This window comes from Erwinia sp. Eh17-17, from assembly GCF_039675725.1.
Taxonomy (GTDB): domain Bacteria; phylum Pseudomonadota; class Gammaproteobacteria; order Enterobacterales; family Enterobacteriaceae; genus Erwinia.
Genome location: NZ_JBDFQT010000006.1, coordinates 51,957 through 71,168 on the forward strand (window position 1 = coordinate 51,957; position 19,212 = coordinate 71,168).

General features: G+C 56.4%; 18 protein-coding genes. 13 read left to right on the forward strand and 5 right to left on the reverse strand.

What is annotated here, in order from left to right:
- Positions 1 to 115: 115 nt before the first annotated feature.
- A complete protein-coding gene (gene tolC, locus ABEH87_RS15825; RefSeq protein WP_346577605.1) occupies positions 116 to 1,585 on the reverse strand; it encodes an outer membrane channel protein TolC in 1,470 nt (489 codons plus the stop codon).
- Between the two features lie 210 nt (positions 1,586 to 1,795).
- Here tolC and nudF point away from each other — a divergent pair, with 210 nt between their 5' ends.
- From nudF to ABEH87_RS15860, 7 genes are all read left to right on the forward strand, one after another.
- Positions 1,796 to 2,431 carry an ADP-ribose diphosphatase gene (gene nudF, locus ABEH87_RS15830; protein ID WP_346577606.1) on the forward strand — a complete coding sequence of 212 codons (636 nt, stop codon included), beginning with the start codon at positions 1,796 to 1,798 and terminating at the stop codon, positions 2,429 to 2,431.
- Positions 2,431 to 2,850, forward strand: coding sequence for a DUF1249 family protein (locus tag ABEH87_RS15835; protein WP_346577608.1), 420 nt, complete (start codon positions 2,431 to 2,433; stop codon positions 2,848 to 2,850). The genes nudF and ABEH87_RS15835 overlap by 1 nt, the downstream gene beginning before the upstream one ends.
- A 40-nt stretch (positions 2,851 to 2,890) precedes the next feature.
- The gene (gene cpdA, locus ABEH87_RS15840; protein ID WP_346577609.1) at positions 2,891 to 3,718 is read left to right on the forward strand and encodes a 3',5'-cyclic-AMP phosphodiesterase; all 828 of its coding nucleotides are present in this window, start codon (positions 2,891 to 2,893) and stop codon (positions 3,716 to 3,718) included.
- 3 nt (positions 3,719 to 3,721) lie between these two features.
- Positions 3,722 to 4,300: an esterase YqiA gene (gene yqiA / locus ABEH87_RS15845; RefSeq protein WP_346577611.1), complete on the forward strand. Its 579-nt coding sequence runs from the start codon at positions 3,722 to 3,724 to the stop codon at positions 4,298 to 4,300.
- A 54-nt stretch (positions 4,301 to 4,354) separates the two neighbouring features.
- Positions 4,355 to 6,250: a DNA topoisomerase IV subunit B gene (gene parE / locus ABEH87_RS15850; protein ID WP_346577613.1), complete on the forward strand. Its 1,896-nt coding sequence runs from the start codon at positions 4,355 to 4,357 to the stop codon at positions 6,248 to 6,250.
- A gap of 180 nt (positions 6,251 to 6,430) precedes the next feature.
- The gene (locus tag ABEH87_RS15855; RefSeq protein ID WP_346577615.1) at positions 6,431 to 6,598 is read left to right on the forward strand and encodes a YnfU family zinc-binding protein; all 168 of its coding nucleotides are present in this window, start codon (positions 6,431 to 6,433) and stop codon (positions 6,596 to 6,598) included.
- Between the two features lie 148 nt (positions 6,599 to 6,746).
- Positions 6,747 to 7,649 carry a LysR substrate-binding domain-containing protein gene (locus tag ABEH87_RS15860; RefSeq protein ID WP_346577617.1) on the forward strand — a complete coding sequence of 301 codons (903 nt, stop codon included), beginning with the start codon at positions 6,747 to 6,749 and terminating at the stop codon, positions 7,647 to 7,649.
- Positions 7,650 to 7,699: 50 nt separating this feature from the next.
- On the opposite strand, the gene ABEH87_RS15865 is transcribed toward ABEH87_RS15860, so the two are convergent.
- Positions 7,700 to 8,008, reverse strand: a complete 309-nt coding sequence (locus ABEH87_RS15865; RefSeq protein WP_346577618.1) for an antibiotic biosynthesis monooxygenase — start codon at positions 8,006 to 8,008, stop codon at positions 7,700 to 7,702.
- Positions 8,009 to 8,052: 44 nt separating this feature from the next.
- On the reverse strand, positions 8,053 to 8,634 hold the full coding sequence (locus ABEH87_RS15870) for an NAD(P)H-dependent oxidoreductase (RefSeq protein ID WP_346577620.1): 582 nt from the start codon (positions 8,632 to 8,634) through the stop codon (positions 8,053 to 8,055).
- Between the two features lie 136 nt (positions 8,635 to 8,770).
- Here ABEH87_RS15870 and ABEH87_RS15875 point away from each other — a divergent pair, with 136 nt between their 5' ends.
- The 4 genes from ABEH87_RS15875 (at position 8,771) to ftsP (ending at position 14,407) form a co-directional block, all read left to right on the forward strand.
- Positions 8,771 to 9,535, forward strand: a complete 765-nt coding sequence (locus ABEH87_RS15875) for a transporter substrate-binding domain-containing protein (protein WP_346577895.1) — start codon at positions 8,771 to 8,773, stop codon at positions 9,533 to 9,535.
- Between the two features lie 171 nt (positions 9,536 to 9,706).
- Complete coding sequence (gene parC / locus ABEH87_RS15880) at positions 9,707 to 11,983, forward strand: DNA topoisomerase IV subunit A (RefSeq protein WP_346577622.1); 2,277 nt, start codon at positions 9,707 to 9,709, stop codon at positions 11,981 to 11,983.
- A 119-nt stretch (positions 11,984 to 12,102) separates the two neighbouring features.
- Positions 12,103 to 12,840, forward strand: coding sequence for a 1-acylglycerol-3-phosphate O-acyltransferase (locus ABEH87_RS15885; RefSeq protein WP_346577624.1), 738 nt, complete (start codon positions 12,103 to 12,105; stop codon positions 12,838 to 12,840).
- A 139-nt stretch (positions 12,841 to 12,979) separates the two neighbouring features.
- Positions 12,980 to 14,407, forward strand: coding sequence for a cell division protein FtsP (gene ftsP / locus ABEH87_RS15890; RefSeq protein ID WP_346577625.1), 1,428 nt, complete (start codon positions 12,980 to 12,982; stop codon positions 14,405 to 14,407).
- 53 nt (positions 14,408 to 14,460) lie between these two features.
- Here ftsP and dkgA read toward each other — a convergent pair whose 3' ends face one another.
- On the reverse strand, positions 14,461 to 15,285 hold the full coding sequence (gene dkgA, locus ABEH87_RS15895) for a 2,5-didehydrogluconate reductase DkgA (RefSeq protein ID WP_346577627.1): 825 nt from the start codon (positions 15,283 to 15,285) through the stop codon (positions 14,461 to 14,463).
- A gap of 86 nt (positions 15,286 to 15,371) precedes the next feature.
- Positions 15,372 to 16,529: an alcohol dehydrogenase gene (gene yqhD, locus ABEH87_RS15900; RefSeq protein WP_346577628.1), complete on the reverse strand. Its 1,158-nt coding sequence runs from the start codon at positions 16,527 to 16,529 to the stop codon at positions 15,372 to 15,374.
- A 179-nt stretch (positions 16,530 to 16,708) separates the two neighbouring features.
- Here yqhD and ABEH87_RS15905 point away from each other — a divergent pair, with 179 nt between their 5' ends.
- Together ABEH87_RS15905 and ABEH87_RS15910 are read left to right on the forward strand one after the other, a co-directional pair.
- Positions 16,709 to 17,602, forward strand: coding sequence for an AraC family transcriptional regulator (locus tag ABEH87_RS15905; protein WP_346577629.1), 894 nt, complete (start codon positions 16,709 to 16,711; stop codon positions 17,600 to 17,602).
- A gap of 213 nt (positions 17,603 to 17,815) precedes the next feature.
- Positions 17,816 to 19,201 carry a diaminobutyrate--2-oxoglutarate transaminase gene (locus ABEH87_RS15910; RefSeq protein ID WP_346577631.1) on the forward strand — a complete coding sequence of 462 codons (1,386 nt, stop codon included), beginning with the start codon at positions 17,816 to 17,818 and terminating at the stop codon, positions 19,199 to 19,201.
- Positions 19,202 to 19,212 lie beyond the last annotated feature (11 nt).

Here is a 19,212-nt window from a genome sequence, read left to right on the forward strand (position 1 = left end):
TATAGGATAGGGGAACAGCGGTGAAAAATGAAGCGATGGGGGCTGACCTGGAGGGGATCTTTACGTAGCTATACGTTTGATTGTGAAGGGGCAGCCTGAGCTGCCCCCTTGGGGACTACTGACCGAAAGGATTTCCGCTGGCGCGGGTTGCTGCCGGGCGGGTGGTGGTGGCCGCTTTAGTGCTGGCAGGCTGGTTTTCAGCCCCGTCAGCATAGGCAGTCTGCTGCGCGTTTTCCGGGGCAACGATTTCCGGTGAGGTACCGATATCTTTACCCAGGTGGTTATTCAGCGTTTGCAGATCCTGCTCGTTCAGCGTACCCAGCGCAGATTTAATATTGAGCTGGTTAATCATGTAGCTGTAACGGGCATTTGCCAGCTGCTGCTTGGCGTTATACAGCGTGGTGGTCGCATCCAGCACATCAACGATAGTACGGGTACCCACGGAGTAACCGGCTTCCATCGCATCCAGAGAGCTTTGCGCAGAGACCACAGACTGCTTGTAGGCCTCAATGCTGCTGATCGAGGCGTTCACGTTGTTAAACGATGAGCGCACGGTCTGGATGGTGCTGCGGTGAGCACTTTCCAGCTGTTCGCTGGCCGCTACAAACGCATACTGCGCCTGTTTGACCTGCGAGGTCACCGACCCGCCGCTGTACAGGGGCAGGTTGAAGCTCAGGCCGACCTGGTTGCTGCCGGTGATGTTGTCCGTGTTGTTTGGGTTAGAACGAGAACCGCCGTAACGGGTGTTGTTTAACCCGGTCTGAGCGGTCAGGTCCAGGGTTGGCATATGGCCGGTTTCTGAAGAGCGAATCTGTTCGCGCGCCAGGTCCTGAGACAGGCGGGCAGAAAGCAGCGACAGGTTGCGACTTTCGGCTTCTTTCAGCAGGGCATTAACGGGTTGAGGCTTTTCCGTTTTGAATGCATCAACGTTCAGCGAGGCCAGCGTTGGGTAGTAGTTGCCGGTGACCTGACGCAGCGTTTCTACCGCGTTGTCGAGGGCGTTACGCGCCGAGACTTCGCTTGCCAGCACCGTGTCGTATTGCGAACGGGCGTTCTGCACGTCAGTAATGGCAACCAGACCTACGTTAAAGCGCTGAGTGGTCTGATCCAGTTCGCGGTAAATCGACTGCTTCTGCGCTTCGGTATAAGACAGCGTATCAATGGCATTCAGCACGTTGAAATAGGCGGTCGCGGTGTTCAGAATCAGCGTTTGCTGAGCCGTCTGATAGGTGACATCCTGAATACCGGCTGTTTTTTCCTGCAGCGTCAGCGCGCGCCATTTTGACATGTCAAAAATGGTCTGAGTTAACTGCAGTGAGGCACTTTTAGAGTTGCTGTGCGTATCTCTGGCATCGCGGTAGCCGCTGTTATAGGTGTAGTCCGCGCCCAGACCGAGCTGAGGTAACAGCGGGCTGCGGGCTTCATTAATTTTCTCAAAAGCAGCGTCACGATCGGCGGCAGAGCTACGAAGGTCAGGATTTGATAAACGCGCCTGCTGATATACCTGCAGCAGGTTTTCAGCCTGGCTGGCAACACTGAAGCCGCCCAGGCTCAGACCGATGAGTAAAGGGAGCAGTTTGTTCATTTGCATTCCTTGTAGTGCAGCAAAATTGCTATGGTAGCGCTGACGTAGGTCAAAAATTATCGCCGATGATAGCAGAGAGTTCCGATAAGGTAAGTTGGCTGAAAGTGCCATCCTGCCTTAATTTACTTAATTAAGTCGTTAAGAACCAGACAACTGTCGGAATACTATTGCACTTTACATTTTTGCCACCACTTCACAGGAGAAGTTGTCATGGAAACGGGTCATGAATACCCAGTGACTTTCACCAAAAACGATGTAGAAATTATTGCACGAGAGACGCTCTATCGCGGTTTTTTTTCGCTGGAGCGCTACCGCTTTCGCCACCGTCTTTTCAACGGAGGGATGAGTGGAGAGGTGACGCGGGAAATTTTTGAGCGCGGTCACGCTGCGGTGCTGCTACCCTATGACCCTCTGCGCGATGAAGTGGTGCTGATTGAACAAATCCGTATCGCCGCTTACGACACCAGCTCGACGCCCTGGGTGCTTGAACTGGTCGCCGGGATGATCGAACCGGGTGAAACCCCGGAAGAGGTGGCGCGCAGAGAAGCGGTAGAAGAGTCGGGCCTGATTGCCGGTCGGGTTAAGCCGATTATTAATTACCTCTCCAGCGCGGGAGGGACCAGCGAACGCCTGGCGGTGTTTGTCGGCGAAGTGGATGCCAGCGTGGCACAGGGAACCCACGGTCTGGAGGAAGAGAATGAGGATATTCTTGTGCATGTGGTGAGCCGCAGTCAGGCTTATCAATGGGTGGAACAGGGGAAAATTGATAACGCGGCCGCTGTCATTGCTTTGCAATGGCTCCAGTTGCACCATAAACAGCTACGCCAAGAGTGGAATACTGAATAATGAAACGCTATGTCCCCGATTTTCCTGAAATGATGCGCGTCTGCGAAACTAACTTTGCGCAGCTGCGGCGTTTATTACCGAAGGAGGATCGGGTGGGTGAGTCGATGGCGTATCAGGTTAACGGTGCCCGCTATCTGATCACTATTCAGGAATCGACCCGTTACACCACGCTGGTGGAAGTCAGGCAAACCGCGCCTGCCGTGAGTTACTGGAGCCTGCCCTCGATGTCCGTCAGGCTGTACCATGATGCGATGGTGGCGGAAGTGTGTTCCACTCAGCAGATCTATCGCTTTAAAGCACGTTATGATTATCCTAATAAAAAGCTGCATCAGCGTGATGAGAAGCACCAAATTAACCAATTTTTAGCGGACTGGTTGCGCTACTGTTTATCCCACGGCGCGATGGCGGTTCCGGTTTAGCAAAATGCTGCGACATTTCAAAGCGAGTTAAGGACGTTGATTGGATAGCCTGTTAAAACTTCCTGTGGCGAGTGGGTCCAGAGTCAGGATTTTACAGATAACGGATACCCACCTTTTTGCAGGTAAACATGAAACGCTGTTAGGGGTGAACACCTGGGCCAGTTTTGACGCCGTGCTGGATGTTATCGCTGCGGATCGGCGTCACTACGATTTGATTGTTGCTACCGGCGACCTGGCGCAGGACCACTCGACAGAGGCCTATCAGCATTTCGCTGAGGGCATCGCTCGTCTGCCTGCTCCCTGCGTCTGGTTACCCGGCAATCACGACTTTCAGCCGACGATGTTCAGCACCCTGGCATCCTCCAGTATTGCCGACCAGAAGCAGGTGCTGGTCGGGGAGCACTGGCAAATCGTGCTGCTGGACAGCCAGGTATTCGGTGTCCCCCACGGTGAGCTGAGCGAATACCAGCTGGAGTGGCTGGAAGCGGCGCTGGCGGCGCAACCACAGCGCCATACCCTGGTGTTGCTGCATCACCACCCGGTGCCGTCGGGCTGTTCGTGGCTGGATCAGCACAGCCTGCGTAACCCGCATATGCTGGATGTGGTCCTGCAACGCTATCCACAGGCGAAAACCCTGCTGTGTGGCCATATCCATCAGGAGCTCGACCTTCACTGGCAGGGGCGGCGCGTGCTGGCTTCGCCATCCACCTGTGTACAGTTCAAACCTCACTGTACCAACTTTACGATTGACGCTGAGTCTCCGGGCTGGCGCTGGCTTGACCTGTATGATGACGGTCGTATCGACACGCAGGTGCAGCGTCTGAAGACACGTATGTTTAACCCGGATCTTGATTCAGAAGGATACTGACCGATGGCCACGCTGCTTTATCTGCATGGTTTCAACAGTTCGCCGCAGTCGGCGAAGGCAACGCAGTTCAAACGCTGGCTGGCAGAACACCGTCCGGACATCACGCTGCACGTGCCGCAGCTTCCGGCGTTTCCCTCCGAGGCTGCCGCGCTGCTGGAAACTTTTGTCATGCAGTCAGCGGGTGAACAGCTGGGGATTATCGGCTCCTCGCTGGGGGGCTATTATGCCACCTGGCTGTCCCAGTGTTTCACGCTGCCGGCCGTGGTGGTCAACCCGGCCGTCCGTCCGTTTGAGCTGCTGGCGGATTATCTTGGCCACAACGAGAACCCGTACACCGGTCAGCAATATGTGTTAGAGTCACGCCATATTTACGATCTAAAAGTGATGCAGATTGACCCGTTAGAGTCGCCGGATTTGCTCTGGTTACTGCAACAAACGGGCGATGAAGTGCTCGACTACCGTCAGGCCCTGGACTACTACAGCGCCTGCCGCCAGACGGTAGAAGAGGGCGGAAATCATGCTTTTATCGGATTCGAACGCCATTTCTCCGCGATGCTCGACTTCTTAGGTTTTCAGGAGTGAGATAAGCCGGAGTCTGGGCAATCATTTTTAGCCACTACCAATCAGATTGTTACGATGACTCAATCCAGCTACAACGCTGACTCCATTGAGGTTCTCAGCGGCCTTGAACCCGTGCGTCGCCGTCCGGGCATGTACACCGATACCGTGCGTCCTAACCACTTAGGGCAGGAAGTGATCGATAACAGCGTGGATGAAGCGCTGGCCGGTCACGCCAAACGCGTGGAAGTGATTCTGCACGCTGACCAGTCGCTGGAAGTGATCGACGACGGCCGCGGCATGCCGGTGGATATTCACCCTGAAGAGGGGGTGCCAGCCGTTGAGCTGATTTTCTGCCGTCTGCATGCCGGGGGCAAATTTTCCAATAAAAACTACCAGTTCTCAGGCGGCCTGCACGGCGTGGGGATCTCTGTGGTTAATGCCCTGTCGCGCCGCGTGGAAGTCACCGTTCGCCGTAACGGCGAAGTGTACGAAATGGCGTTTGAGAACGGCGATAAGGTGCAGGACCTGACGGTCACCGGCACCGTAGGCAAACGTAATACCGGGACTCGCGTCCAGTTCTGGCCGGATGAATCTTTCTTCGACAGCCCGCGCTTTTCCGTCTCGCGTCTCAGCCACCTGCTGAAAGCCAAAGCGGTGCTGTGCCCCGGCGTCGAAATTGTCTTCAAAGACAAACTGAATAATACCGAGCAGACCTGGTGCTACGCCGACGGTCTGACCGATTACCTGATGGAAGCGGTCAACGGCCTGCCAACGCTGCCGGAAAAAGCCTTTGTCGGCGCGTTTGCCGGGGATGTCGAGGCCGTGGACTGGGCGCTGCTGTGGCTGCCGGAAGGCGGCGAGCTGCTGACGGAAAGCTACGTTAACCTGATCCCGACCATGCAGGGCGGCACCCACGTTAACGGGCTGCGTCAGGGGTTGCTCGACGCGATGCGCGAGTTCTGTGAATACCGCAATATCCTGCCGCGCGGCGTGAAGCTGTCGGCGGAAGATATCTGGGACCGCTGTGCTTACGTGCTGTCGGTGAAAATGCAGGACCCGCAGTTTGCCGGGCAGACCAAAGAGCGTCTGTCGTCGCGTCAGTGCGCGGCCTTCGTCTCCGGCGTGGTAAAAGATGCCTTCAGCCTGTGGCTGAACCAGAACGTGCAGGCCGCCGAAATGCTGGCGGAACTGGCCATTTCCAGCGCCCAGCGTCGCCTGCGTGCGGCGAAAAAAGTGGTGCGTAAAAAACTGACCAGCGGACCGGCGCTGCCGGGCAAACTGGCGGACTGTTCAGCGCAGGATCTTGCCCGTACTGAACTGTTTCTGGTGGAAGGGGACTCGGCAGGCGGTTCGGCCAAGCAGGCGCGCGATCGTGAATATCAGGCGATCATGCCGCTGAAGGGGAAGATCCTCAATACCTGGGAAGTCTCCTCTGACGAGGTGCTGGCATCGCAGGAGGTGCATGATATTTCCGTGGCGATCGGCATCGATCCCGACAGTGAAGATCTGAGCCAGCTGCGCTACGGCAAGATCTGTATCCTGGCGGATGCGGACTCCGATGGTCTGCACATCGCCACGCTGCTGTGCGCGCTGTTTGTGCGCCACTTCAGCACGCTGGTAAAAAATGGCCACGTTTACGTGGCGATGCCGCCGCTGTACCGCATCGACCTGGGCAAAGAAGTTTACTACGCGCTGGATGAAGAAGAGAAAGCGGGCATTCTTGAGCAGCTGAAGCGCAAGAAAGGCAAACCTGGCGTGCAGCGCTTTAAAGGGTTGGGTGAAATGAACCCGCTCCAGCTGCGCGAAACCACGCTGGACCCGAATACTCGCCGCCTGGTGCAGCTCACCATCAGCGATGACGATCTTCAGCAGACCATGGCGGTGATGGATATGCTGCTGGCGAAGAAACGCTCTGAAGATCGCCGCAACTGGCTGCAGGAAAAAGGCGACATGGCTGAAATCGAGGTTTAAGGGTTTCATCCTGTCCGCGCTGAAGGCCGACTGTTTTTCCTTAATTCGTAGGGGCAGTCGGCTTTTTTTTAGCCAATTAAACGGCTGATATCCCGTTCGGGACGACATTTAAGCAATAAACATTAAGGGGAATGCCGTTGAGGGTGTACTATACGCCTCCAAACAACACAGGAACTATTTATGGCTTATAATCAAAAACAACCTAAAACCAACGGTTTTCTCATCTCCATCGCCTGTCCTAAATGCAGTAAAAGTGCCGACCATAGCGCCCCCAGAGTTCATAAGAATAAAAACCTTCTTTGCCCGTTCTGCAGTGTCCTCTTTACCCCTTCAGAAACTAAAATTTAAATCCAGTCATCTGCTTTGCTGCCGCCCGGACGGATTTTTCCGTATTCAGTCCCGGTGAAGCCTTCAACGCATTAAGATGTCAACCTGTGCCAGGACTTGTCGTGATTCTGTTAGAATTGCAGGGTCATCTTCCTAACAGGTTGAACTATTGAAAATCACCCTTGAAGAGCTTCGTGCGTGGGTTGTTGTGGTCGATACCGGTTCGATCACTGCCGCCGCAGAGCAGCTCAGCCAGACTACCTCTGGCATCAGCCGCGCCCTCAGCCGGCTGGAAAGCAAACTGCAAACCACGCTGCTGCACCGCACCACCCGTCGCATCGCGCTGACCGAAGAAGGGCAGATCTTTCTTGAGCACGCCCGGCAGATTATCCGTTCCGTTGAAACCGCCGAAGAGCAGATCGCCCAGCGGCGTGAAATCCCGTCCGGTCGCCTGCGCGTTAACGCTGCCACGCCGTTTATGCTGCACGTGATCGTGCCGCTGATGCCGGAGTTCTCGCGGCGTTTTCCGTTGATTGAGCTGGAGCTGAATACCGATGAGGTGGTGATCGATCTGCTGGAACAGCAGACGGATATCGCCATCCGTATTGGCGAGCTGCGTGACTCCACCATGCACGCCCGTGCATTGGGCAGCAGCAGGCTGCGGCTGATGGCCAGTCCGGGTTATCTGAAGGAGCACGGTGTGCCTCAGAGCGTGGCGGATATGGTTGAGAATCACCGGCTGCTGGGGTTCTGCAATCTGGACCAGCACAACATCTGGCCGGTGTGGCGCGGGGAGGGGGAATTTTTACAGATTAAGCCGACGGTGATGGCCTCAAGCGGCGAAACGCTGCGCCAGCTGGCCGTGAACGGAATGGGGATTACGCGCGTGTCGGATTTTCTCAGCCGTGAAGATGTGGCGCAAGGTCGGCTGGTGCCGGTGCTGGAGGCGGAGACTCGCGAGATGTATCACCCCATCCATGCGGTGTACTATCGCAACAGCACGCTGTCGACGCGTATCCGCTGCTTCCTCGATTATCTCAGCGAGCAGTTCGCCAGCAAAACCCTGCTGTAAACAGGGCGGACCGAAACAAAAGGTCCGCCCCTACGGGGAATGTGGTGGTTTTAAAACGCGGGTTCCAGTACGAAGATTTTCACATCGACCACGTCGTCTTTGATCGCAGTACGATGGATTTCCATATGCCCCGCCTGCTGGTGCTGCTCCAGATGGCGCAGCGACTCCCAATGTTCCACCATAAAGATCGAATCAGGAGAGTGCTGCTTCCACGGCACCTGGGCCTTGTGGTCAGTCAGCGCCTGATAGCTGCCGCAGCCTTCCTCCTCCAGGACGGTGGGGGTCAGCTGCTGAATAGCGTGTAAAACAGCAGTACGTCGGCCTGGCTTGATACAGATTTCAGCGATCACGGTCAGCATACTGTTTCCTCATTACGCGCAATACTTGATGGGTGAGCCTTTAGTTAAGCAAAAATCTCGCTCAGATGAGTCCGATAGCGTGCAATATCACCCTCAATATCCGGTTGTTTGATCACATCGTTACATATAAAGGTCGGCAGACCGTCCATACCGAGGAACTGATTGGCTTTGTGGAAGTGCAGATATACGCCGTCAACGCCCACGCCTTCAAAGAACTGTTCCGGGTCGGTGAACGCCTGTAACGGGGCATTCCAGGTCAGCGAAAGCATGTAGGTTTTACCCTGCAACAGGCCGCCGGAACCATATTTTTTCGCGGCGTCAGAGCGGGTACGGCCATCGCTGGCGTACAGTTTACCGTGGCCTTCGGTGAAGACTTCATCGATGTATTTTTTCAGCGTCCACGGTTCGCCCATCCACCAGCCTGGCATCTGATAAATCACCGTGTCGGCGGCGAGGTACTTTTCGATCTCATCGGCCACCACGTAACCGTCGTCCAGCACGGTGACATCGACCTGGTGTCCGGCGTCACGCAGGAAGCTGGCAGCAACATTCGTCAGGGTATGGTTCAGTTCGCCTTTTGAGTGGGCGAAGGCTTTACCGGCATCAATAATTAAAATCTGGCTCATCAATTCTTTCTCGGCTGTGTGCAATTTCGTAGAGTGTACGAGAGGACAGGGCGGAGAAAAATGTGGTATCAATCACAATACTATTGCGTTTTAAGCAACAATACGCGGCACTGATAAGAACAACGAGAGAACTATGATGATGAAAATCGGGGCTGTGGCCCTTCTGCTGGTGGCGGGAAGCGCCAGTGCCCAGTCGCATCTTGACCGTGCAATGCAAAGCAAAACGCTGGTGGTTTGCACCACCGGCGATTACAAACCCTATACCTACCTGCGCCAGGACGGCAGCTACGAAGGGATTGATATTTCCCTGGTGCAGTCGCTGGCAAAAAGCCTGGGTGCCGAGGTGAAGTGGGTGCCCACCACCTGGAAAACCCTGACGCCTGATTTTATCGGTAAGCAGTGCGACGTGGCGCTGGGCGGCGTCTCCGTCACGCTGAAGCGCCAGCAGACGGCCTGGTTTGCCAACCCGCTGGATACCGATGGCAAGATCCCGCTGGTACGCTGCGCGGATAAGAAGAAATACCGCACGGTGGAGCAGATGAACAAATCGTCGGTACGCCTGATTGAACCGGCGGGCGGCACCAATGAAGCCTTCGTACATGCGTACCTGCCAAAAGCGGATCTGACCCTTTTCCACGACAACGTGACCATTTTCCAGCAGCTGGTGGATAAAAAAGCCGACGTGATGATCACCGACGCGTCAGAAGCGCTGTACCAGCAGAAGCGCTATCCGTCCCTGTGTGCCATCAATCCCGACAAGCCGTTGCAGTACGGTGAGAAGGCGTGGATGCTGCCGCGTGATGATATCAGCTGGAAGATGTACGTTGACCAGTGGCTGCACCTGAGCAAAGCCACCGGTGAATATCAGCAGATTGTGCAGCAGTGGCTGGCGGTGAAGTAACAGGCCGAAGCGGCACCGGGGGCTTGCCCCCGGTAGCAGACTTGCGGGTTGTTGCGGCATAACCATCGTTCCCTGTGACAGACCGTCACCAGATAAGGTACTATCCTCGCCAAACTTACCGCTGTGTGATGCGGAGTTCTTAACGCGCCGCGACGTGAGGAAAAGAGAACAATGACAGACCTGACGCAGGATGGTGCAGAGCGCCTTGCCCTGCATACCTTTACAGAGAATGCGTACCTTAACTATTCCATGTACGTCATCATGGATCGTGCGCTTCCTTACATCGGCGATGGCCTGAAGCCGGTTCAGCGCCGCATTGTCTATGCGATGTCAGAGCTGGGGTTGAGCAATAACGCCAAGTTCAAGAAATCGGCCCGTACCGTCGGTGACGTGCTGGGTAAATACCATCCGCACGGCGACAGCGCCTGCTATGAAGCGATGGTGCTGATGGCGCAGCCGTTCTCCTACCGTTACCCGCTGGTCGATGGTCAGGGGAACTGGGGGGCACCGGATGACCCAAAATCCTTCGCCGCGATGCGTTACACCGAATCACGCCTGTCGAAATATGCTGAAGTGCTGCTGGGGGAACTCGGCCAGGGCACCGTTGATTACGTTCCTAACTTTGACGGCACCATGCAGGAGCCGTCGATGCTGCCGGCACGTCTGCCGAACATCCTGCTGAACGGCACCACCGGTATTGCCGTGGGTATGGCGACGGATATTCCTCCGCACAACCTGCGCGAAGTGGCCAAAGCCGCGATAACCCTGATCGACAGCCCGAAAACCACCCTTGATGAACTGCTCGATATCGTTCAGGGGCCGGACTATCCGACGGAAGCCGAAATCATTACCCCGCGCAGCGAGATCCGCAAAATTTACCAGAGCGGCCGTGGTTCAGTGCGTATGCGCGCGGTGTGGAAGAAAGAAGATGGCGACGTGGTGATCACCGCGCTGCCGCACCAGGTTTCCGGGGCGCGCGTGCTGGAGCAGATCGCAGCCCAGATGCGCAACAAAAAGCTGCCGATGGTGGAAGACCTGCGCGATGAATCCAACCACGAAAACCCGACGCGCCTGGTGATCGTGCCGCGCTCCAACCGTGTGGATATGGAACAGGTGATGAACCACCTGTTTGCCACCACCGACCTGGAACGCAGCTACCGTATCAACCTGAACATGATCGGCCTGGATAATCGTCCGGCGGTGAAAAACCTGCTGGAGATCCTCAGCGAGTGGCTGGTGTTCCGCCGTGATACGGTGCGTCGCCGCCTGAACTTCCGCCTGGAAAAAGTGCAGAAGCGCCTGCATATCCTGGCCGGTTTGCTGGTGGCATTCCTCAATATTGACGAAGTGATTCACATTATCCGCGCCGAGGATGAGCCGAAGCCGGTATTGATGTCGCGTTTCGACATCTCTGAGACCCAGGCTGAAGCCATTCTCGAACTGAAACTCCGCCATCTCGCCAAACTGGAAGAGATGAAAATTCGCGGTGAGCAGGACGAATTGGAAAAAGAGCGGGCGTATCTGGAAGGTCTGCTGGCTTCGGAGCGTAAGATGAATACGCTGCTGAAAAAAGAATTACAGGCCGACAGCGACGCTTACGGCGACGATCGTCGTTCACCGCTGCGCGAGCGCGAAGAGGCCAAAGCCATCAGCGAAAGCGAGCTGGTGCCGTCCGAACCGGTGACTATCGTACTGTCACAAAGCGGCTGGGTGCGCAGCGCAAAAGGCCATGATATCGACCCGACGGGCCTCAGCTACAAGGCCGGAGACAGCTATCGTGCTGCCGCGCGCGGCAAGAGCAACCAGCCGGTGGCCTTTATCGACTCTACCGGGCGCAGCTACGCGCTGGATCCCATTACGCTGCCGTCGGCGCGTGGCCAGGGTGAGCCGCTAACGGGTAAACTGACGCCGCCGCCGGGTGCCGTTATCGAACAGGTGCTGATGGAAGAGGACGATCAGAAGCTGCTGATGGCTTCCGATGCGGGCTACGGCTTCGTCTGTACCTTCAGTGACCTGATCTCGCGTAACCGTGCCGGTAAAGCGCTGCTGACCCTGCCGCAGAACGCCAAAGTCATGACGCCGATGGCGATCCACAGCAACGACGACCTGCTGCTGGCGATCACCAGCGCCGGACGTATGCTGATGTTCCCGGTAGGTGACCTGCCGCAGCTGTCGAAAGGGAAGGGCAATAAAATTGTTTCTATCCCGTCAGCGCAGGCCGCATCGGGTGAAGACAAGCTGGCGTGGCTGCTGCTGCTGACGCCGCAAAGCGATATCACGCTGCATGTTGGCAAGCGTAAGCTGACGCTCAAAGCGGCCGATCTGCAGAAATTCCGTGCGGAGCGTGGCCGCCGTGGCACCCTGTTACCGCGCGGCCTGCAGCGCATTGACCGGGTGGATGTTGACGGGCCGGTTCGTGCTGCGCCAGCGGATGACAGCGAGGAGTAATCCTCCTCCCGGTCAGAGAGTGACAGCGCCTCTGGCCGGGGTGTCGTTGAAAAATATAATAAGCTCAGGGTCGCGCGGAAGGTATCTGCGCGATATCTGCCAGTGATAATGAGGTTGTGATGCTCTCTATTCTCCGTATCTTCACGATGGTGATTTACTCAATATTTTTATGCGTGTTTGGCTGCATTTACTGTTTATTCAGCCCGCGAGATCCGCGCCATGTCGCCACGTTCGGCCATCTTTTTGGTCGCCTGGCCCCGGTATTTGGTCTCAAGGTTGAACTGCGTAAGCCTGAGGGCGCTGAAAATTACCCTAATGCGATTTATATCTGTAACCACCAGAATAACTACGACATGATCACCGCAGCCAAAATGGTTCAGCCCACCACGGTGACCGTGGGTAAACGCAGCCTGCTGTGGGTGCCGTTCTTTGGCCTGCTTTACTGGCTGACCGGCAACCTGCTGATTGACCGTGATAACCGCGCCAAAGCACACGGCACCATTGGCGAGCTGGTGGATCAGTTTAAGCGCAAAAAAATCTCCTTCTGGATGTTCCCGGAAGGCACGCGCAGCCGGGGCCGTGGCCTGCTGCCGTTTAAAACCGGGGCCTTCCATGCGGCGGTCGCGGCGGGTGTACCGATTATTCCGGTCGTGGTTTCCAACACCCACGGCAAAATTAAACTGAACCGGCTGAAAAACGGTCTGGCGATTGTTGAAATGCTGCCCCCGGTTGATACCCAGGCGTTTGCAGAACAGTCGGTGCGCAAGCTGGCGACACACTGCCGTGAGCTGATGTCAGCAAAACTGGATGAGCTGAATGCAGAAGTTGCCGCGCGCGAAGCGTCAGGTAAGCTATAAATAAACGGAGTGGCCGGTTATTCCGGCCGCACGGTCTGCCGTCAGCGGCAGCACAACTCGCGGAAACACAGCCCGCGCAGAATGATAAAAAATGGAATAGGGTCGCTGCGGCGGCCGTTTTTTGGCTTACGGAGTGGGTATGTCCTTCAGTCGACGTCAATTTATTCAGGCCTCAGGCATTGCCCTCTGTGCTTCTGCTTTACCTTTCAGCGCCCGCGCTGCCGGGCAGGGAAATCCACTGCCTGTTCCTCCCCTGATCGAATCCCGTCGCGGGCAGCCGCTGTTTCTCACGCTGCAACGCAGCCACTGGTCATTTAACGGCAGTAATAAAGTGCCGGTGTGGGGCCTGAACGGCCTCTATCTTGGCCCGACGGTGCGCGTATGGAACGGAGACGACGTTAAGCTGATATACAGCAACCGTCTGAATGAGCCGGTGTCGATGACGGTCAGTGGCCTGCAGGTCCCTGGCGTGCTGATGGGCGGCGCGGCGCGCCTGATGTCCTCTGGCGTTGACTGGGCCCCGGTGATGCCGATTCGTCAGGCGGCGGCGACCTGCTGGTATCATGCCAATACGCCAAACCGCATGGCGCCGCATGTTTATAACGGCCTGGCGGGCATGTGGCTGGTCGAGGATGAAGTCAGCAAATCATTACCGATCCCCAATCACTACGGCGTTGATGATTTCCCGCTGATTATTCAGGATAAGCGCCTGGATAACTTTGGCGCTCCGGAATATGACCCGCCGGGCAGCGGAGGTTTTGTCGGTGACATACTGCTGGTGAACGGCGTGCAGAACCCGTATCTGGAAGTGTCGCGCGGCTGGGTGCGTCTGCGTCTGCTGAATGCCTCAAATGCCCGCCGCTATCAGCTGCGCATGAGCGATGGCCGCCCGTTTAACGTGATTGCCAGCGATCAGGGCTTCCTGCCTGCTCCGGTAGCGGTAGACCAGCTGTCGCTGGCGCCGGGCGAACGGCGTGAAATTCTGGTGGATATGTCCCAGGGCAATGAAGTATCGATTACCGCCGGGGAAGCGGCCGGCATTGTTGACCGTCTGCGCGGCTTCTTTGAACCTTCGTCCATTCTGACCTCAACGCAGATCCTCAACCTGCGCCCGACCGGGCTGCTGCCCTTAGTGACGGATAACTTACCGATGCGGCTGCTGGCCGATCAGATGATTGAAGGCGCGGTCAGCCGTACGCGTGAGTTCCGCTTAGGCGATTCGATGCCGGGCATTAACGGCGCGCTGTGGGATATGGCGCGTATTGACGTGCAGGCACAGCAGGGCAGCTTCGAGCGCTGGATCATTCATGCGGACATGCCGCAGGCGTTGCATATTCAGGGCGTGATGTTCCTGATCAAGAACGTCAATGGCGCACAGCCAATGGCGGAAGATCGCGGCTGGAAAGATACGGTATGGGTGGATGGCGACGTGGAGCTGTTTGTCTCGTTTACCCAGGCGTCTTCAGAGCATTTCCCGTTCACCTATTACAGCCAGATGCTGGAAATGGCGGATCGCGGAACGGCAGGGCAACTGGCGGTGAACCCATCGCCACAGCCGATGGGTTAGAAAATGCAGGAGCGACCTTTTCCCGGTCGCCCCTTTTTGACTTTTACGCGATATTAATTCAGTTCTTCCGGGTCTGGCCCCAGCCGGTTACCCTGATCCAGCGCCGCAATCTCACCGATCTCGGTTTTTTGTAGCCGGAAATCGAATACCCTGAAGTTTTCCTCAATGCGCGACGGCGTGACGGATTTCGGGATCACCACCAGACCGCTGTCCAGATGCCAGCGAATAACGATCTGCGCCGGGGTTTTGTCGTATTTCTTCGCCAGCTGTTTAATCACGTCCTGCTCGAACACCCCTTTCCCACCCTGTGCCAGCGGGCTCCAGGATTCAGTCTGGATCTGGTGCAGCGCATTCCAGGCATGCAGGGTGCGCTGTTGCAGCATCGGGTGCAGCTCCACCTGATTGATCACCGGACTGACGCCGGTCTCATCCAGCAGACGCTTCAGATGCGACTCGTTGAAGTTACAGACGCCAATGCTTTTGGTCAGCCCCTGTTTTTGCAGCTCAATCATTGCCTTCCATGCGGCGACAAAATTATCTTTTGCCGGGCAGGGCCAGTGCATCAGATAGAGATCCACGCTTTCCAGCTGAAGTTTTTTCAGGCTGGTTTCCAGCGCCTGCGGGGCATTAAGCTGGTCATCATTCCACAGCTTGGTGGTCACGAAAATATCGTCGCGGGCGACATCGGTTTCCTGCAGTGCCTGGCCGATGCCCTCCTCATTTTTGTAGATGGCTGCCGTATCAATGGAACGGTAGCCCACCTTCAGCGCCGTAACGGCGGCGGCACGCGCCTCATCAATGCTGGCCTGCCAGACACCCAGTCCGAGCTGCGGCATCATATTGCCATCGTGCAGTTTAATGATTGGTTGATCTGCCATGTTATCTCCTTGTCAGCGGATGAACCGGTACGCGGGTACCGGTTGTTGGCTCTAAGTCTAGTAGATACACAGATATCAGTGGGGGATTAACGGGCATCCAGATAAATCTGACGGCTGACCTCAGGCGTGATGTCCTGATGTTCACCCAGCGCAACCAGACCTTTTTCTTCCAGCTTGTTTAGCAGCGCGGGGATCGAGGAACCGTCGAGCTGATAATCGCTGAAGCGCGTCGCTACCCCCATCTGTTCGAAGAAACGCCGGGTCGCGGCAATCGCACCGTCGATGCGCTGCTCTTCGCTGCCTTCGGTAAGCCCCCAGACGCGCGCGGCGAACTGCAACAGCTTCCCGCGCTTGGTGTCGCGTTTGATGTTCATCAGCGAGGGCAGCACAATCGCCAGCGTCTGGGCGTGATCCAGCCCGTGCAGCGCCGTCAGCTCGTGGCCGAGCATATGTGTCGCCCAGTCCTGCGGCACCCCGGCACCAATCAGGCCGTTAAGGGCCAGAGTGGCGCTCCACATTACATTGGCACGGACGTCATAATTTTCCGGTTCGGCCAGCGCTTTCGGGCCTTCTTCGATCAGCGTCAGCAGCAGGCCTTCGGCAAAACGATCCTGAACGCGGGCATCCACCGGATAAGTGAGATACTGCTCAATGGTGTGCACGAACGCATCAACCACCCCGTTAGCAATCTGTCGCGGCGGCAGGCTGTAGGTAAACACCGGGTCGAGTATCGCAAAGCGCGGGAAGACGTGATGACTGCGGAACGCCTGCTTATCGTGCGTGGAGCGGCGGGTGATCACCGCGCTGCGGTTGGATTCTGAGCCGGTAGCAGGCAGGGTGAGGACGGAGCCAACCGGCAGCGCCTGCTGGATCTCCGCGCCCCCGCTTTGCAGAATGTGCCACGGATCCTGCGGATAACACGCCGCAGCGGCAATAAACTTGGTGCCGTCCAGCACCGAACCGCCGCCAACGGCCAGCAGGAAAGTGATGTTTTCCCGCTTCACCACCTCAACGGCCTGCATCAGCGTTTCATAGCTGGGGTTAGGCTCAATACCGCCGAACGTCTGCACCTCAAAACCCTGAAGCGCGCTGTAAACCTGGTCCAGCACGCCGTTTTTCTTCACGCTGCCGCCGCCAAAGGTGATCAGCACTTTGCTGTCAGCGGGGATTTCGGCGGCCAGATGGGCGATCTGGCCCTGACCAAACAGAATGCGGGTGGGCGTATGCAAGACAAAATTATTCATCGATCCTCCTCCTGGAGAGTAGCGTCGGCCTGAGTAGGGAAATTAATTGTGGCGATCGACGGCTCTTTGCTCAATGCACATTCCTGCCTGTTTCTTGCCTGATCCTCCAAAGGGCTGGAGAAATAACCGGGCTCAGGGGATGATACCCTCGGGTTTCATTCTGCGAGCGGGAATCAACAATGGATCGACAGGCAATCTGCGCCCGACTGGCGCAACAGGTCATCAGCCTGATGACCGGCGATAAGGGGCAGCTGGCTCCGGTGCCGGGTATCAGCCTTATTTACGCAGACCGCTACTGGTCACGCCAGCCGGTGATGTACCAGCCGGCTATCGTTATTCTGTTTCAGGGCCAGAAAACTGGCTACCTCGGCAACAGCGTCTTTCAGTATGACGCCACAAAATATCTGATGCTCACCGTACCGCTGCCGTTTGAGTGTGAAACCTTTGCCACCCCGGAACAGCCGCTGGCGGGAATTTCTCTGCGCGTCGATGCGCTCAAGCTACAGGATCTGCTGTTTGATATTGGCGAAGACGATGGCTTTCGCCCGGAGCCGCAAACGCGCGGCATTCATTCAGCGCTGCTGACGGAAGAGATGCTGTGCGCCACTGAGCGACTGCTGGACGTGATGAGCCATGCGCGCGATGCCCGCGTGCTGGGGCCGCAGATCGTGCGGGAAATCCTCTACCACGTCTTACAGGGGCCCTGCGGCGGTGCGCTGCTGGCGCTGGTCAGCCGTCAGACGCAGTTCAGCCAGATTGCCCGCGCACTGCGGCGTATTGAGCACCATTTCACCGACAATCTGAGCGTCGATCTGCTGGCAGCAGAGGCCAATATGAGCGTCTCGGCGTTTCACCATAACTTCAAAGCCGTCACCAGCACTTCCCCGTTGCAGTATCTGAAAAGTTACCGGCTACATCAGGCGCGAATGATGATGTTACAGGAAGGGATGAAGGCCAGCGTGGCGGCGATGAAGGTCGGTTACGAAAGTCCGTCGCAGTTTTCGCGCGAATTTAAGCGCTACTTCGGCGTCACGCCCGGCGAAGAGATGAGCCGTATGCGCCAGACCGGGTAGCGGTCAGCCCCGGCAGGTCGCATTATATCAACGGTTTACCGGGCAAAAAATCATCAACGCATTGATAAATAGTAAGAAAATCTAAATAAAATAAGTTATTGAGAAGATACTTAAAAAGCCATATATTGGCCGCGTTTTATGCAGGCCTCACTTTTAACTTAATTCAATTAATTCAACTGCGGCGTTATTGAAACCCCTGGTTGTAGGAGAGATATGATGACGGATAAAGTCCGTATTGATACTTTAGATGCCAAATCTTTTGATGGAAACAATGAGACCTATTTAGCCAGACAGGCTGAGTTTGAATCTAATGTAAGGAGCTATCCACGTAAATTGCCGTTCGCAATTGCGAAAGCTCAGGGTGTTTGGATCACTGATGTTGAGAATAATCAATATCTTGATTGCCTTGCCGGCGCGGGAACGCTGGCGCTTGGACATAACCATCCGGACGTTTTACAGAGCATCCAGAATGTCATTACCAGCGGCTTGCCGTTACATACTCTAGACCTGACAACGCCGTTGAAAGATCAGTTCTCAGAATACCTGCTCTCCTTACTGCCGGGCGCAGGTAAAGAGTACTGCCTGCAGTTCACCGGTCCTTCCGGTGCCGACGCCGTTGAGGCCGCGCTGAAGCTGGCGAAAAAAGTGACCGGCCGTGCCGGTGTGATCAGCTTCTCCGGCGGCTATCACGGTATGACGCACGGCGCGCTGTCAGTGACCGGTAACCTGTCACCGAAAGAAGCGGTCGACGGCATGATGCCGGAAGTGCAGTTTATGCCTTACCCGCACCTGTACCGCTGCCCGCTGGGCATTGGCGGTGAAGCGGGCGTGAAAGCACTGACCTACTACTTCGAAAACCTGATCAACGACGTTGAGAGCGGCGTACGCAAACCTGCGGCGGTGATCCTCGAAGCCGTTCAGGGCGAGGGCGGGGTAAACCCGGCTCCGGTGGAGTGGCTGCAGCGCATCCGTAAAGTCACCGAAGAACACGGCATTATGCTGATCATCGATGAAGTTCAGGCTGGCTTTGCCCGTACCGGCAAATTCTTCGCCTTCGAACACGCGGGCATTCAGCCCGATATCATCGTGATGTCTAAAGCCGTCGGCGGCGGTCTGCCACTGGCCGTGCTGGGCATCAAGAAGCAGTTCGATGCCTGGTCTCCTGGCCATCACACCGGCACCTTCCGCGGCAACCAGCTGGCGATGGCCACCGGTCTGACCACGCTGAAGATCCTGAAAGACAACGACGTGGCGGCCAAAGTGGCGCAGCAGGGCGAGTGGCTGAAAGGCAAACTGGCTGAGCTGCAGAAGCGCTATCCGGTTATTGGCCACGTGCGCGGTCTGGGCCTGATGCTTGGTATTGAGCTGGTCAAGCCGAATGAAGCCCCGGATCACATGGGTTGCTACCCGGCTGACGGCGACCTGTCTGCACTGATTCAGAAAAAATGCTTCGAAAACGGTCTGATCCTGGAGCGCGGTGGGCGTCACGGCTGCGTGCTGCGTCTGCTGCCGTCCCTGCTGATCACCAACGAAGAACTGGGCGTTTTCCTGGATAAATTCGAACACGCCCTGCTGTCTGCTGGCGTCAAACCTGTATAACTGGAGTAAGT